The following is a 15,971-nucleotide window of genomic DNA, read 5'->3' as shown; positions in this document are numbered from 1 at the left end:
GCTGTACTAAGGAATAAGAATTAAATAACATCCAATTTATGTCCCTGGCTTACCTCACCCTGAATCCCTCTCCTTATAAAGGCTACGGTGTACACACAAGTCTTCAAATTACCCAAAAACCTCACCCTGTCCTGACTTTAATGCCTCTCCGAACTCACGGAGAGGGACAGGTTTTGCGTAGCATAAACCAGGGTGAGGTTTTCTTGAGCTATTCGAGAAACCGTAAATTGTGTCTAGAGAGACTTATGTGTACACCGTAGCCTTATAAAGGAGAGGGAAGCTAGAGATAGGATAAAGTTAAAGTTTTGTATTTTATTTAATCCACGTTCTTAAGGTCAAATCATTAAAGAAAAGTTTGCTTAGATCCTTAGATTGGTAATCTATGTGAGTGTAGCTATATTTAAGCAAACTAAATGCATCTAATGAGAACGACTATGGCGTAGTAATTACGGCTACTGGGCAATGGGCTTTACTCAGAATTGCATCGACTCTGTGACCGAAGAAAACGCGACCCGTAACCATTCGGATACTACTTCCGAGAATAATTAGGTCAACTTCATTGGTTTGGGCAAACTTGAGGATTTCCCTTTCTGAGCTGGTTCCTTGCAGAATATAGGTTTTGACATCAGCACCCAGATTGCGGCCAATTGCTGCTTGCTGTTCGAGCATATCATGGGCAATTTCTTTCACTGGAGCTAGCGATCGCTGTTCGTAAAGAATATACTCAACCTGTGGCAAATTAATCACGTTAACGATCATCACTAATGCCCCTGTTTGAGCAGCGATCGTACTTGCCATTTCTACCGCATTTTTGCTATATTCTGTCCCTACCGTAGGCACCAGAATTTTTTTCAGATGTTGTTGAGCAATTTTGCATATCTCGCCTTTAGGGTGGGGTAAGTGCGACTTCACCACCATTGTTGCACAAGGCGCATCTTGTACTACCCGGTCTACAAGCAAATTGAACAATGCTTTCTGGGGGCGGATCTGTTCAGAAGCTCCCAGTACGATCAAGTTATAGCCTTTGTTCGCTTCATTCAGAATCACCTCCGCCTTATTACGCCCAGACTCCGTTTTTGTTTGCAGGATGGTATCAGCAGGTAGCTGCATTTCTTCAGCAACAGAAGCCAGAGCTTCCTCGGCGGCGGTGTCTTTAACTTGGGTTGCCGTTCGACGTGCTTTTTTTTGGGGCTGCTTGTCACTCAGGGCATATAGAGATGTGACTTCTATGGAGTTTTGGTGAGCCATGTAACCGACTAGTTGCGCCGCGAGTTGGATGTTGGGGCCACCGCTAGTGGGTATTAAGACACGCTGGATTTGTTTGATAAAGCTTTGGCTATCTTGTTCTTCTTGTTCCAAACGTCGCGCTTCCTCTTCACTCATAACCACCTTCGACAAACACCAGCGCAAAAGCGGTGGAGCCATTAAGGAAGTTGCGATCGCTACCATGACAATAATCGAGTACATCTGTGGATTCAGCACTCCCAAAGATAAACCAATCGTGGCAACGACAATTTCCATCGCCCCGCGAGCATTCATCCCGGAACCCATTGCCAAACCTTCCCAATGGCTCAAGCCACCCACGCGAGAACCAATGTAAGCACCTGTAAATTTACCAACACAGGCGACAGTAAGAACAATCAAGCCAAATATCAACGTTTGAGGGACTAACAGAGTTAGCAAGTTAACTTTCAAGCCAGCTGAAGCAAAGAAAATTGGCGCTAGAAAGGCTGCTGTGAAGACTTCTAGCAGATGTCCAGCTTCATTGCTAAAGCGGCGGGATTGACCTGCCAGAATCCCCAGCACAAAAGCACCTAATGCTGCTTCCAGACCTAATGCGTGGGTAAGTGCTGCTGCTGAGAGCGAAAGAATCAGCACAACTGATATACTAGCGGAGATTCCGCCAACGTAGTCATCAACCCAGCGCAAAATCTGGTCTACGATGGTACGTCCGATTGTGAAAGCGATCGCTAGAAACAATACTGCCGCACTCACGGAGTGAAAAACTGTCCCAAAGTCAAACTTGCCGCTAGTAGCTAAACCTGAAACCACAGAAAGTAAAATCCAGCCGATGGTGTCGTCAGTCATCCCAGCTGCTAAGGTGACTTGACCTATGTCACGGCGAATCAGGTTTAAGTCCATTAGCACCTTAGCAATCACTGGTACTGCCGAAATACTCATTGCTGTGGCGATAAACAGACTGAATACCAGTCGCTTATCTGGGTCGGCTAAAAAACTATCTGGCAATAGCCAGCCCAATCCGAATCCGGTGATAAACGGGACAATAATTCCGCCCAGTGAAATCAGCAAAGCCGTTTTACCCTTACGAAGAATCAGCTTGAGATCCGTCTCCAAGCCAGTCACAATCAGCAAAAATAACACGCCTAACCAAGAAATCACCGAAAGTAAATCAGACTGATTTTGACTTTTAGGAAAGATTTGCGCCTGTAAGTCTGGAAGAAGCAAACCAAATATAGAAGGGCCAAGCAGCACACCTGCTAATAATTCCCCAACAACAGGCGGTAGGTTAATCCGGCGCATTAACTCACCTAATCCCCGCGCTACCAGAAGCAACAGTGACAGTTGCACCAGCACCAATAGCAGCTCATGATGACCGAGAGGTTTAATTAAACCGTCACCGGCTGCTTTCTGTGCAGCGAGTACAGGCACTAACATCAGGGACAGGTTTTGCATATAAGCGTCCAAAGATGGATTACAAATTTTTCAAGGGGCTGTTCAAGTAAATACTGAAAATGTTTATTTCTACATCGGCCTAGGAGCTTAAACTGTCATTATTAACGGCAAGATGATCATGCGCGATCGCTCGAAGCTGTCAGTTCAGGAGTAAAGCTTTTCTCATCAACTTATTTTTGAGCGCGAACAAAGAATTTTGTAGTGTCTTCCCAAACACCTTGATCAGTTGCTAGCTTTTCAATTTCTACTTTGTACTCAACTTGCAACTGATTTAATTGTTCTTGTGATAATTTTGACAACAGAGGATTATCTTTAAAATTTATATTAATTATTGTTCTAGATAATCTGCTATCCCTAAGAGGACGATAACGTCCTGATGGCTCAATCTTAATTTCGATATCTCTAAAACCTGCCTGATTGAGCAAATTTCGACATTTTTCTGGAGTTCCAAGTGGTTCAAGGATATGTGGTAGCGATTCGCCCAAAACTCTAGCGCAGATCCTCTGCTGAAGAGATGCCGTAAAAGCAGTTTCGGGAGGACAGGTAAATGCCACATACCCTCCTGTTTTCAAGAAGCGATACCACTTTTGCAAAGTAGCAAGGATATCAGGAAAAAGTACAATTGCCTCACAGCAAAAGACAACATCAAAACTACTATCACTAAAGTTGAAATCTTCTGCATCTGCTTCAATCAACTCGATGTTTTGTAATCTTGCTGCTGCAATCTTAAGTCTTGCTTGATGCAACATTCCAGGGGTCATGTCAATCCCAATCACAGAGCCATCTAAACCAACTTTTTCAGCTGCGGGTATCGCAACTAAACCTGTTCCAGTCGCCACATCAAGGATTTTCTGTCCCGAATTTAGCGGCACAAATTCAAGTAGAAGCTTGGCTTCTAGAGGATGGCGAGTCCCTTCCTCATGGTCATAAGTCGTTCTACTACCATAAAATTCTCTTAGTTGCTGCTTATAGCTATCCAGATCAGTCATAACCAAATGTCAAATTTTCTCCACTTTATAGTAACTCTTGTTGTGATGTTGAGTTGCTCGTTGCTGAACCCAACCCTGACAGCACAAGCCGCTTCTTCATCCACCACGGTTTACGAACAGCATATTATCCATAATCCAGATGGGATCGGCAAATATTACATGGGGCGAGAAATTGCCAAAGTTATGGGATACACAGGTGCTGGCTGGCTAGAACGTCCAAGGCGAGAGGGAGAGGAACAGCCAAGTAAGGTAGTCAACGTCCTCAATCTGAAACCTAATGATCTGGTGGCGGATATTGGTGCTGGTACAGGTTACTTGAGTTTTCGCATCGCGCCGCTATTAACAGCAGGTAAAGTGTTGGCTATAGATGTTCAGCCAGAAATGTTGGAAATCATTGAGTTATTCAAAAAAGAGAAAAACATCACCAATGTTGAGCCTATTTTGGCAACCCTTACTGACCCAAACCTACCACCTGAAAGTGTCGATTTGGCGCTGATGGTGGATGCTTACCATGAACTTGAGTATCCCCAAGAAGTGATGCTAGGGATTATGAAAGCACTGAAACCAGGTGGTAGGGTGGTTTTGGTTGAGTACCGGGGCGAAAATCCCTTTATCATGATTAAAGGTCTACACAAGATGACTCAAAAGCAAGTCCGTAAAGAAATGCAAGCTGTTGGTTTGGTTTGGCGGGAAACTAAAAATTTGTTACCTCAACAACATTTAATGGTATTTGAGAAACCTGATTCTAGCGATTTATTGACGAGATGAGGCTTGGGCAGTATATCACAAAAAAAATATGCATCAAGCCATAATAAAGTAAGACTCCTTGCCAGAGCAGAAAATCATGGTCAACCTATCACTCAAGCAGCGAATTCCTCCTTTAGAAAATGGCGATCGCCTGACTCGCTACGAATTTGAGCGACGCTATCAAGCAATGCCCCGTCATCAAAAGGCAGAATTGATTGAAGGAGTTGTATACTTGGCATCCCCGTTATGCTTTGAAAGTCATGCTGAACCACATGGTCATCTAATAGGTTGGTTGTGGACTTACCAAATTGCCACTCCTGGTGTGAGATTGGGAATTGAGCCAACAGTCCGCTTAGATCGAGACAATGAACCGCAACCTGATGGAGTGCTATTAATCACACCAAAAGCTAAAGGACAATCTCGTTTGAGCGATGATGATTATATAGAAGGTGCGCCAGAACTCGTAATAGAGATAGCAGCTAGCAGTGTTGCTATTGATTTACATGACAAGAAAAAAGTCTATGGTCGTAATGGGGTAAAAGAATACATTGTCTGGCAAATATTTGAAAATGAATTAGATTGGTTTCGCCTGCAACAAGGAGAATATGTGTCTTTAGAAGTGGACGCAGATGGAATTATCAAAAGTGAAGTATTTCCTGGTTTGTGGTTGTCAATCTCAGATTTACTTGCTGGCAATATGCAGCAAGTATTGGCTGTGTTGCAGTTGGGATTAAATTCGCCAGAACATCAAATATTTGTGCAGCAGCTGTCTGGGGAAGGAAGATATAGCGCACAGACCTAACCCCCAGCCCCTTCCCTACAAGGGAAGGGGAGTAATATCATGTCCGGGTAATTAGTTGTGATTCCCATAGTCATTGCACCCCACACGCCAGATGCTCCACTTGGGGAGACCCCTCTGAGCGCTGGCTCCCCTTAATCCCCTCTCCCCGCTCTTCAGGTGGGGAGACAAAACGCAGCTTTGTCGGGGTGGGGTTCTTCGGGTTTAATAAGTAATCAAGCGGACATGATATAAGATTTTTTAACATCAGTCTATTTTTTGGGAATGAGACTGGCGCTTTTGGTTGCACTATCCCAAACAATCCAGCTAATAGAATCATCTAAATCATCGGGGCTATTTGAAACTTTAAAATATAGCTTTTCTGCGCCTTTTCTTTCAATAGCAAAGTCGGCATTTTGAGCATAAACGACTATAAAACCTTTGTCTCGCAAACAATACATCGCCCAAGCTTTCAATGATTGCTTGTATGGTTCGTGTGGAATTGGCGGTTTTGTGATTGTGTCTTCAATTACTTTAAATATTTGCATGAGTTTCGCGGTCATAGTAGATTAACTATAGGACTCCTATTTGATTTTTGAACAAAATTAGGTATTGTAGAGTGTGTTAGAACGGAGTTCGTAACGCACTATTATCACGGGTTTGATGCGTTACGCTGTCGCTAACACATCCTACGCATATTTTCAGAAATCAAACCGGATTCCTATAGTGTCCTTTTAACTATTGTGTGTTCTATCCATTCGGGCATTTTCAAACATTATTATCCCCAAATTTTTTTCAGATTTAGTACAAAACCAGGTAAAACAGTCTCTCCAGAAAGAGTTTGAGGTGATTTTAAAATTCCCACATCTTGTCCTGGACGATAAATTTCTACTTCCTGTTTTTTTCGATTTATCAGCCAACCTAAACGACAACCATTTGATATATACTCCTGCATTTTTTCTTGAACTTTTTTCAAAGTGTCAGATGGCGACATGATTTCAATTGCAAAGTCAGGACATAAAGGAATAAATTTTTCTCTTTGTTCTTTTGTCAAACTATCCCAACGATATTTTTCTACCCACGAAACATCAGGAGAACGGTCAGCACCATTTGGTAAAGTAAATCCAGTGGAAGAATCAAAAACTTCGCCTAGTTGCTTTTGTTCATTCCATGATGCTAATTGCAGAATTAAATTAACGTTACTTTTTCCAGTTTATCCTCCTGTTGGTGGCATTAAGATTAATTCTCCTTGGGCATTGCGTTCTAGTTGTAAATCGGGGTTTCCTTCACACAGCTGATAAAACTGCTCTGTTGTCAGTTTAAGAATCGAATTAAGGTTTAATGTCAGTGCTGTCATAGCAGTATTTCCCGTTTTTTGCTGACAAATAATTATTTAATGGTCATCTGGATCGCAACGAATTTCAATCATAAAGCCATCTGGATCGTAAAAATACACTCCTCTACCAGTAGGACGAGTGACTGGGCCATGTGCGATCGCTATTTCATTTTCTCTGATCACTGTCACCGCGCGATCGAATAACTGCGGATCGATGTCAAAGGCGAGATGGTACGCTCTAGTGAAGGTCTTCTCTGGATCTGGATTTGGTGGTCTTAAATCTGGTTCCCCAAATAAATCCAAAATTGTCCCATCTGGGGTGATGAAGTTGGCTACTTTCCCAGATGCGACAAGTTCCACCAGGGTTGCGGGTACTTCCTCGCCTGTGAGTTCGTGCAAACCCAGGATTGTGCCATAAAAGTAGCGCGAAGCTTGCATATCCTGGACGTTGAGGGCAATGTGATGCACTTTACGCAGATTCCCTGGTGCTAGGACACTGTTTACGGATTGGGTACTAGATAGCATAATAAAACAAAATTTCCCTACAGAGATAGAAGTTCAACTTCTTTCTTAAAGTTTATTATTCATAATAAACACTTCGCATGGCTTTTGATTATTCTTTAGACTTTAAAAATATCGATTTTCGGCAACATCCTGAACTCTATCGTGTTGGAAAGGGTGAGCAGGGTGTACTTTTGGTAGAACCATACAAATCAGAAATCCTTCCCTACTGGCGATTTAAAACTCCTGAGATTGCTAGAGGGTCAAGTGAAAAAATCTACGAGATGTTTCTTGATTATTTAGAAGAAGATGATTTTGTCGGAGCGGATATGGCACGTAAGTTTATCCAAATGGGTTATACTCGCTCTCGCCGTTATGCTAATCATAAAAGCGGCAGGAAATATAAACAAAATTCGGAAACTTCAGGTGACAAAAAAGAGATTCTTCCCGATGAAGTAGACTCAGTTAAAGCGGAATCAGCAGCAATATTTAAAGCCAAGTGGGTAGAAGCAAAGACAAATGAGAAATATCAAGAGCTTTTAGCCAAGCATAAACAGATGTATGAGAGCATTTGACTTTTGTAAATAAATATACCTGGCGATTAGAAATCGCGGCTAGACAAACTATAGCGTTTCTGGGTTAAGTGAGGTACAAGAACCCCACCCCCAACCCCCTCCCCGCTCTTCGAGAGCGGGCTATGATGTAGCTCATTTGATTAGGAAAAAGCTATAAGTCCGCCTGCGCGAACTCAGGAATTTGAAACCCACCTTCGTGGGTTTTGTCTATATAGCCGCAAATTCTATTTGCCAGGGCGAGTATCAAAGGCAGATGAATGAGTATCAAAGGCGGATGAATGAGTATCAAAGGTGGATGAATGAGTATCAAAGGTGGATGAATGAGTATTAAAGGTGGATGAATGAGTATTAAAGGCGGATGAATGAGTATCAAAGGTGGATGAATGAGTATTAAAGGCGGATGAATGAGTATCAAAGGTGGATGAATGAGTATTAAAGGTGGATGAATGAGTATCAAAGGTGGATGAATGAGTATCAAAGGTGGATGAATGAGTCTTTGATATTTGTGAACGTGGTATTGTCGCTAATTACAGCTATTTTCAGGTAAATAGACCACGCGGTAGGGGCACAGCATTGCTCATTGGTGTCAACTTAACCTGAAAACTTGCCTAGAAGCAGCTTTTAGATTATCTCGTTCCCAGTCTCCGACTGGGAATGCCGTTCAAGAGGCGGAGCCTCTTGAAAAGCGGCAGAGCCGCCAGGAGACGCATTTCCAGCCAGAGGCTAGAAACGAGGTGTTTAAAAGGGTTTAAGCTTAAGTTGACACTCATAAGCATTGCTGTGCCCTTACCAGAGATGTGGTTAAAATACTTGAATTCTGCTGTAATCTAAAAGTAACGCGATCGCATCTTTTCTCTCAACAATAGTTGTTTATCGCCATACCTGAACTAGCATTAAATCGACATTCGCGGGTATGGAAACTTCCTGATCTTTGATATAAGTATTGAGAGTATTAGCGATCGCATCTGGCAATGTGATATTGAAGGACTGCATAAGCTGGTTACATTGTTAGCGATTAATTTAAGAGTAGCGCGATCGCATCTGGGAGCATCTCAATGAGTGTAAAAAGCCTTGTAAAACCTCACCCCAACCCTCTCCTTGGTAAGGAGAGGGAGCAAGAATCTTGTTTCTCTTATGGTATATTTGCAAAACTGAAATGCTCCCATCGCATCTGGCCTGATCCCGCCATCTAAACTTGACTGGGGTCAAACAACCACCCATCCCCGACTATCTCCTCTAGGCGTTGATTGAGTCGAGGCAGGAAATATTCTGGATCGTTGAACCGTTGCTGAGTAAACCAAGTATTAAACCTTTCCTCTGTTTCAATTCCTTGGCTATCCGCCGCCCCTGATATGATCTCGAAACTACACTCTTGGAGTTCTTCTAACTGCGGATCACCTTCACCTCGGTAGTTGCAAAAGAAAATTGCCGTTGCTCCTAGCAAAGCTTCTAATTCATCACCTTGAGGCACTCTATTATATAAAACATTGATTAACTCAATTGTCTCTGCTAGGGGAGGTTGAATCTTCAGTGTCAGCCAGATTGCTTGAGCTAGATAAACCAAACCGTTACTTTCATCTGCTACACCTAAGTTAGTCAGAACCGTCACCAAATTAATGTATGCACGTATTTTTGCAAGTGTGACAGCAGCTTGCAAATTGTAATCTAACTCCTTAGCTTGATCTCCAGTTTCAGCCGCCCAGTAAGACTGATTTACTAGCGTCGCGGCTTTCTCTAGGTCATCGTTGATATCTTCTTCGATTTGCAAAGACTGTTCATAGAAAGCGATCGCTCCTGAGATGTCTCCTTGTTCGGCTTTTAACCCTGCTATTTCGTGTAGTGTTGTGGCTTTCCCTAGTAGATCGTTGATATCTTCTTCGATTTGCAAAGACTGTTTATAGAAAGCGATCGCTCCTGAGATGTCTCCTTGTTCGGCTTTTAACCCTGCCATTTCGTGTAGCGTCGCGGCTTGTTCTTGCAAGTTCTCTTCAGGGCAAAGGTCTAAGGCTTGCTGAAAATGGACAACAGCCTCTTGCGAAAAACCCAAAACCTCTTCGACACGGGCAATGGTTCTCAAGATGCGGTAGTCTGGAAAAACTGCCAAGATTTGCTCACATAAATCAAAAGCTTCTACAAAGCGGGAATTCTTCACCCAACCGCTTGCAATCCTATCCCCAACGCTAACAGTAATTTCTTGCTCTCTTGCCAGCAGCCCCAAACGGACAATTTCCAGTCCTTCTGCTTCTGTACGTTGGTTAAAGTCTTGCCACCAAACTTGATAGATTTTCTTCACCGCTTGCTGTCGGGTTGCTTGCCACTCTGACTCACTCAACACTGATTCCAGCAATGGTTTTAAAATTTTCGTCACTCGGTAATTAGCTGGCTGGGTGGGGTTAGTGGTGGCGGACTCGACTAGGCTAAGGCTGACGGGAGCATCCCAAATGTGCAAAATGCCCTCCCTCAAGCAGACGCTACGCGAACAGTCTGAAAGTTTGGTGGGGCTAAAACAAAGTCTGCCTAGCTTTTTCCTGACAAAGACGCTGCTCTTAGCTTGCTTTCTCAAAGGGGCATGGCTTCTGCGAAGTAATACGGAGACTAGGATTAGTCCGCGCACAGAGAAGTCTGAAGGACGGGAACCGACGTTAGCGTAGCCCAACCCAGGCATCAGAACTTCTCCTCTGGTGTCCGCGCCAGGGACGGAGCGGACTTGGTTTGTGTAGTGGCGAATTCTATTCGCCAGGTATTTGTGCAAAATTGGGATGCTTGCAAGGCCCAGAAGCTTGGGTAAGTGTGGCCTAACTCCCCCCTCTCCTTGTAGGAGGAGGGTTGGCGAGAGGTTCTGCATGAAAACACTAATTGTCTTCTCTGTCACAGGCAGATGAAACACACTCAACTGGGCGAGAAACTTTTGTTCTTCCGGTTGCAAGGCATCCAGCAGAGTTTGTGCCAAAATATTTTCACGAAACTTTTGCTCAGTCTTCTCCAGCCGATTCAGTAGTTCATCGGCCGCCAGTCCTAGTTGCGGAATCACCTCCAACAGCCACTTCAGCAAACCAGGGTTGCCATTGGCAATGTTAATAATCCTCTGAGTTTTTAACTGTTGCCTAACTTCTTTATCTAAGGAAAAGCAGATTTTATCAATATCACTGCTGCTCATCTCTGCCAAAGATTCCAAGTGCAGGCGATGGGGTGGCAAGGTGTCTTTTTTCAAATAGCCACAGGTGACAATCAGCCGACTTTCTGCCCCGGTTTCTGCCAATGCTGCACAAATCGCCTCTAAAATCTCGTAAGCCTCTACCGTCATCCGCAATGAGCCATCTTCAATATTCCGGTTGGGGATGTTTTGCTCAAAGTCATCCAGCACCAGCAGCAGGGGTTGGTTGTGGACGTTTTCAATTGCTTTAAAAAAGTTTTGCAACCGCCGTTTGAGAGTTACTTTTGGTTGATTCAAAAGTGTGGGTACATCTGCAAACCGCTCATATTTATGGGAAAGCTGATTCAGCAAACCCCACTCATTCAGAAGGCCAATCAACACGACTCGCGCAAAATTAGTACGCTGCGCCTGCACCCTGGTACATAACCGCGCCGCCAAGCTACTTTTGCCCAGTCCGCCCACCCCGGTAATAAACACACCGATTTGGTCGCTGGTTTCCCGCAATGCCTTGAGACACCGTTGCAAATGTCGCCTGCGTCCGACAAATTCAAACCGACTGGCAACTTTGATTTGATTATTCTCATCCAGAAATTCTGGCTCTGGCGCTGTGAACTTCAACCTTTGGCGATTTCTTGTTCTCAGTGGTGTCACTAGTTCGGCGATCGGGCGCGTATGCCGATAGATCCGTAACAGATGCCAGTCGGTACATTCCTTGTCAATCATCTCCTGCTGCGCCGCTTTGATTGCTGCTTCAACAGTTGCCCCCGTCGCCAAAGCTCGATAGAGCGCCTGTGCTGCGACAATACCCGTGCGATGAAACACTGGAAACGCCCAGCCTAAAACTATACCTGCCCCCGCCTTTACCAATGCCTGGGCGATCGAGGATACTATCTCCTTGTTAGGAACCTGTCCCGGATGACAACTAGAGAGAAAAGTTACACGGGGACAGCGATCGCCAAAGGCTCTAGCTAAGTCATTGACGGTAGTAAGTTGCAAATTCCCCACCTCATCCTCGGTAATCAAGCAAGGAGTATTGTCTGGTAATCTTGTACTTGGTGGCAGCAAATAGCCGTAATCTTTTTTGGTATAAATTATCTCGTGTCCGCTGAAGTGAAAGACATCAAAATAATCTTCTGGGTAGGATTGTACCAAATTAGCTAACTCTGCAACTGAGCCAGTTTCTTCGACAATCAATACCAAAGGCTGCTCTTTAGTTGCTTGCAAAAGGTTCGCTTCTTCCTGCTCAAACCCTAGTGGTATAACTCTGGGATCTTCAGGTGAAGTCGCCATGAACAGCAACCGCAATGGGCGATTTTGCACGCCAATCACTTGAGTTTGACGCTGCTGTACAGAACGAACTGGCAAGACGGAAATATCCCGGCGTTCTATTAAAAACCCTGCACCATCATGTAGTAATTCCCAAGGCAAATGTACTAATCCCAATGCTACTCTTTCTGTTTGTGGGTTCAACCCCTGTGCTTCGCTAGCTTGAATCAAATCCAGATAAATTGTTTGCTCATCTGCTTCATTTAGCGACCTTCTCAGCCATCCCTCATTACCATCCAGCCATTGATAAAGTTGTCGTCCCAACTGGGTGAGGTCGGGTAAGGCTACTGTTTGTTGAGTATAGTAATTTTGCTCACACAAATCAATCAGCGCTGCCAACTCTGCTTTATTCAAGTGATGTGAGACATTGTTGAAGCGCAGTTCAAAAGTTTGCTGTTGACTAAGGGCGAAGGTGAGGTTTAGAGGCATGGCCTGTAGGGGTAGTTTCCACAATAACCTTGACCGTATGATCACTCAATTACTGAAAGCTTACCCTATTCCTAAAGGCTTAGTTATCATCGCCGATATTCGTCGCCACAATCGCCGATTAGCTGATATAAGTCCCGTGATTGCCGAGATACTGCATTGATGTGATCACGATCGTCAGCATCTAAACTAAAACTAAATACTTTGGCATTATCTTCTATATGTTCAGATACACCAAGCCTTGCACCAACTATCACACCTCCCACAGTTGGCTGATCTAAGATGTAACGCACTGCTACGTTAGAAATACTTACCCCATGCTTATTAGCAATTTCCTTGAGGATCGCCAGCAACTCTTGAAATAATTGCCAACCACCCCAACCATCGATCATATTTTTATATTTTTTCAAACTAGCGGTGGACAGATCAAATACTCGCGGTTCCGGTTTCCCCAGATAGTTTTCTGATAACAAACCGCCGCACAGTGTACCGTAAGTAAAAAGCTTTATGTCATGCTGTTGACAAAACTCCACCATATTAACTTCGGGACGGCGGTCAACAAGGGAAAATTGCACTTGGTTAGAAACAATTTTGATACCTGCTTCGGTAATAATCTTCAGGTGTTCCGTGTCAAAATTAGTTAAACCTAGATGCTTAATTTTACCCTCAGTCTGAAGTTCTGCCATATATTTCAGGGCATCCAGGTAATTTTTATCCTGATATTCCCACCAATGGAATTGCATTAAATCTAACGATTCCACATTCATTCTTCTCAGGGAAATATCAATATTTTCCTCGACGAGTTTTTTCGTCATTTTACCTGGACGAGGGACCCATTTTGTAAAAGCTTGCACCTGAGATAAAGCATCTTTTCCACGAGTATCAATTAGTTCGCAGCGAAACTCACCAATAAAGTCTTCAGCGGGGCCATAATGGTCTGCTAAATCCCAAGTGGTAAAGCCTGCATCTAAATATTTGAACATAGTCTCAATAGCGGCTTGGGGATTTATCTGTCCGTGTCCGCCGGAGACTTGCCACATCCCATTTAATATGCGGCAGATATTCAAATCGGGAGTGAATTGGAAACGGCTAGCTGCGGGTAAGTTCATTTTCAAGTTTAGGAGTGAGAAGTTGGAAGTGATAAGTTAGGAGTGAGGAGTGAGGAGTGAGGGATGAGGAGTGAGAAGAGTTAATAATTAGTGAGTTGACAAGAGGGTTTTTACAGCCTTTTTAACTTTTCTACTTTATTATGAATGATTTCGGACTGCTAGAGTTAATAACTGCTAAAGTCTTAACTCCTAACTCCTAACTCTCAACTCCTAACTTTCTAACGCCAGCCTTTTTCAGCTTGTTCGAGAACGTAAGCAGCAACCTCTTGAATTTGCTGTTCAGTGAGGCGCTCTTTGTAGGCTGACATATTATTTTTACCATTGGTTACTATAGATGTAACTGCCTCTATGGAATCCATAGCATATTTCTTGAGCGCTTGCTTTTTGAGATTTTTACCTCGCCTGATTATGTTGCTGCCGTTGATATGACAACCAGCACAATGAACACTAAATATTTGTTCACCATTAACTGTGTCTGCTGCACTAGCACGGAAAGTAAAAGTACTGATTAATAACAAAAACGTTACTAATACTAATGTGATTATTTTTTTCAATTAACTTCTCCTGATTTTGACATACTGGTTGCAGGCATAAATGTCAGAACCAATACTATAGGGATTCAAAGTCAGTTGAAAATCCAGCAAAATTTGCACAATCTTCTTGAAATGCTTCTGCATCACTAACATCCTCAATTTTATAGGACATGATGCGCGTACCATCTGGCATTTTTTTGGAACCAATCAATTCACCTTGATATTTCTCTGCGATCGCTTTAAATTCAGTACCATAACGCTTCCAGGCATCGCTCGAACAAGTAATATTTACTCGCCACATATTTCACTCCCAATGACTACCGCTAAATCTTGATCATCTCATAAATGGGCAACATATTACACATCACCGAAACAGTGCTGAGTGCCCAGGAACGAGTGCTGAGTAAAAAGTAAAATTAATTGCACGGGCTAAACGCCCCGCTATCGCTAACAGCACACTCATGTTTGTTCGCGTTGCGTCTCCAAGAGTTGCCGCAACATCGACGGTATGGAAGAAGAAATGCATTTATTTCGAGCGGAGAGTGCAATCAATTTATAATCCGTCCTGACTTCAATCCCCTAGATTTATCTCTCTTGGTTACTCAGCACTCAGCACTCAGCACTCCTGAACTTTTTGGGGCTGTAATTTTCTATCTAAAGGAAGTGCCTAGCCCAATCAGACTACGCCATAATATGGGTGTATGAACAAGTCTAGAAAATATTTTAGTTAAATCCCAAGAGTTAAAAATGCCTAACAATATCAAACAACAAATTCAAGCAGACCTGCAACAAGCGAAAGAAACCGGACAATTAAGAACTGATCGGATTCGAGAAATTGTAAAATCGGCAGTTTCTCAAGTAGCTTCTGAGTTTAAACAAGGTTCTAGTGAACTTCGCAGCCTTGTTAGAGATGCAGTTTCTGCTGTAGTTGAAAACTTCCAAGAAAAAGGTAGCGAACTCAAAGATGATGTGACAGCTTCCATTGAAGGAGCGCTGGAAGGAATTAATAGTCAAAGACACGAAAGCATTGCTAAAACTCAGACAGATATCAAGCGACTACAGGCTCAACTAGATGGTGAAGAAGAACAACTCCAGCAAGAGGTTGATGTGATTTTGGCAGAGATTGAAGAGACGGGTAAGGAAAAAACTCCTAGTACCAAAACTGCAATTGATTCTGCTGTCAATGCTATTAAGGATAGTGAAGAAGCAGGATTGTTAAAGAAACGTTACGCGCAACTGCAAGCGCAGCTAGCCATTGTCCGAGCTAACTTAGCAGCACGCTATGGCGGACGTACTATGGAGGTTCAAGATTATCTAGACGAGGCTAAACACTGGTATGATAAAGCTCGTCCCCAAGCAGAATCTATGGCTGCACAGGTAGGAGAAAAGCGATCGCAGCTAGAAGATCAACTAGGTGAAGCTGGTACATCTCTAGCGAGAAAAGAGCGCCAAATCAAACAAACGTTGAGGCAGTTACTGTTAACGGCAGCTGACTTATTCAAAGATAAGGAACCTGCTGCTAAAGAGCGGGAGACTATTCATAAATAGACTGTTTTAGTCTTTAATTGATTTATAGCTTTTCCTAATCAAATCAGCTAGATCATAGCCCCCTCTTCGCTTGCGGGGAGGGGGTTGGGGGTGGGGTTCTTGTACCTCACTCAACTGATAACCGCTATAGTATGATCCGTTAGAGGCTTTACAGAAATTTTTTGATTTACAAATTATCTTGAAATATCCCCTTAACACAATGGTAGATTCCATACATAAAAACTGGTGCGTTACGCTGTTATAGCTAACGCACCT

At 43.3% G+C, this 15,971-nt stretch carries 13 protein-coding genes and 1 pseudogene; 4 read left to right on the top strand and 10 right to left on the bottom strand.

Annotation, left to right across the window (positions count from 1 at the left end; genetic code table 11):
- Positions 1 to 432: 432 nt before the first annotated feature.
- Entirely contained in the window at positions 433 to 2,694 is a 2,262-nt protein-coding gene (locus tag V7K36_RS20765) for a cation:proton antiporter domain-containing protein (protein ID WP_335118837.1), read from the bottom strand.
- A gap of 170 nt (positions 2,695 to 2,864) precedes the next feature.
- Positions 2,865 to 3,683 (bottom strand): class I SAM-dependent methyltransferase, encoded by an 819-nt coding sequence (locus V7K36_RS20760; RefSeq protein WP_335118835.1) that lies wholly within the window; start codon positions 3,681 to 3,683, stop codon positions 2,865 to 2,867.
- Positions 3,684 to 3,689: 6 nt separating this feature from the next.
- Between V7K36_RS20760 and V7K36_RS20755 the strand changes: the two genes are divergently transcribed.
- Complete coding sequence (locus V7K36_RS20755) at positions 3,690 to 4,451, top strand: class I SAM-dependent methyltransferase (protein ID WP_335118833.1); 762 nt, start codon at positions 3,690 to 3,692, stop codon at positions 4,449 to 4,451.
- A gap of 76 nt (positions 4,452 to 4,527) precedes the next feature.
- Entirely contained in the window at positions 4,528 to 5,232 is a 705-nt protein-coding gene (locus V7K36_RS20750) for a Uma2 family endonuclease (RefSeq protein WP_335118831.1), read from the top strand.
- A gap of 248 nt (positions 5,233 to 5,480) precedes the next feature.
- Here the strand turns inward: V7K36_RS20750 and V7K36_RS20745 are convergent, their stop codons facing one another.
- From V7K36_RS20745 to V7K36_RS20735, 3 genes and pseudogenes are all read right to left on the bottom strand, one after another.
- On the bottom strand, positions 5,481 to 5,756 hold the full coding sequence (locus V7K36_RS20745; protein WP_335118875.1) for a hypothetical protein: 276 nt from the start codon (positions 5,754 to 5,756) through the stop codon (positions 5,481 to 5,483).
- Positions 5,757 to 5,986: 230 nt separating this feature from the next.
- Positions 5,987 to 6,565: pseudogene (locus tag V7K36_RS20740) on the bottom strand (Uma2 family endonuclease).
- A 36-nt stretch (positions 6,566 to 6,601) separates the two neighbouring features.
- Positions 6,602 to 7,069, bottom strand: a complete 468-nt coding sequence (locus V7K36_RS20735) for a VOC family protein (RefSeq protein WP_335118829.1) — start codon at positions 7,067 to 7,069, stop codon at positions 6,602 to 6,604.
- 77 nt (positions 7,070 to 7,146) lie between these two features.
- Between V7K36_RS20735 and V7K36_RS20730 the strand changes: the two genes are divergently transcribed.
- Positions 7,147 to 7,620: a DUF4385 domain-containing protein gene (locus tag V7K36_RS20730; RefSeq protein ID WP_335118827.1), complete on the top strand. Its 474-nt coding sequence runs from the start codon at positions 7,147 to 7,149 to the stop codon at positions 7,618 to 7,620.
- 870 nt (positions 7,621 to 8,490) lie between these two features.
- On the opposite strand, the gene V7K36_RS20725 is transcribed toward V7K36_RS20730, so the two are convergent.
- The 5 genes from V7K36_RS20725 to V7K36_RS20705 all read right to left on the bottom strand — a co-directional run bounded on the left by V7K36_RS20725 (position 8,491) and on the right by V7K36_RS20705 (position 14,469).
- Positions 8,491 to 8,613 (bottom strand): hypothetical protein, encoded by a 123-nt coding sequence (locus V7K36_RS20725; protein ID WP_335118824.1) that lies wholly within the window; start codon positions 8,611 to 8,613, stop codon positions 8,491 to 8,493.
- A gap of 196 nt (positions 8,614 to 8,809) precedes the next feature.
- Positions 8,810 to 12,529, bottom strand: a complete 3,720-nt coding sequence (locus V7K36_RS20720) for a CHAT domain-containing protein (RefSeq protein ID WP_335118823.1) — start codon at positions 12,527 to 12,529, stop codon at positions 8,810 to 8,812.
- Positions 12,530 to 12,615: 86 nt separating this feature from the next.
- Positions 12,616 to 13,635, bottom strand: a complete 1,020-nt coding sequence (locus V7K36_RS20715) for an aldo/keto reductase (RefSeq protein WP_335118821.1) — start codon at positions 13,633 to 13,635, stop codon at positions 12,616 to 12,618.
- 218 nt (positions 13,636 to 13,853) lie between these two features.
- Positions 13,854 to 14,189: a cytochrome c6 PetJ gene (petJ, locus tag V7K36_RS20710; protein ID WP_335118819.1), complete on the bottom strand. Its 336-nt coding sequence runs from the start codon at positions 14,187 to 14,189 to the stop codon at positions 13,854 to 13,856.
- A gap of 55 nt (positions 14,190 to 14,244) precedes the next feature.
- Positions 14,245 to 14,469, bottom strand: a complete 225-nt coding sequence (locus tag V7K36_RS20705; protein WP_335092005.1) for a hypothetical protein — start codon at positions 14,467 to 14,469, stop codon at positions 14,245 to 14,247.
- Between the two features lie 446 nt (positions 14,470 to 14,915).
- On the opposite strand from V7K36_RS20705, the gene V7K36_RS20700 reads away from it, so the two are divergent.
- On the top strand, positions 14,916 to 15,716 hold the full coding sequence (locus tag V7K36_RS20700) for a histidine kinase (protein ID WP_334945918.1): 801 nt from the start codon (positions 14,916 to 14,918) through the stop codon (positions 15,714 to 15,716).
- Positions 15,717 to 15,971: the final 255 nt, after the last annotated feature.

The sequence above is a fragment of the Nostoc sp. genome (assembly GCF_036919555.1).
In the GTDB taxonomy this organism is placed as follows: domain Bacteria; phylum Cyanobacteriota; class Cyanobacteriia; order Cyanobacteriales; family Nostocaceae; genus Nostoc.
This window is presented reverse-complemented; position numbering and strand designations above follow the sequence as displayed.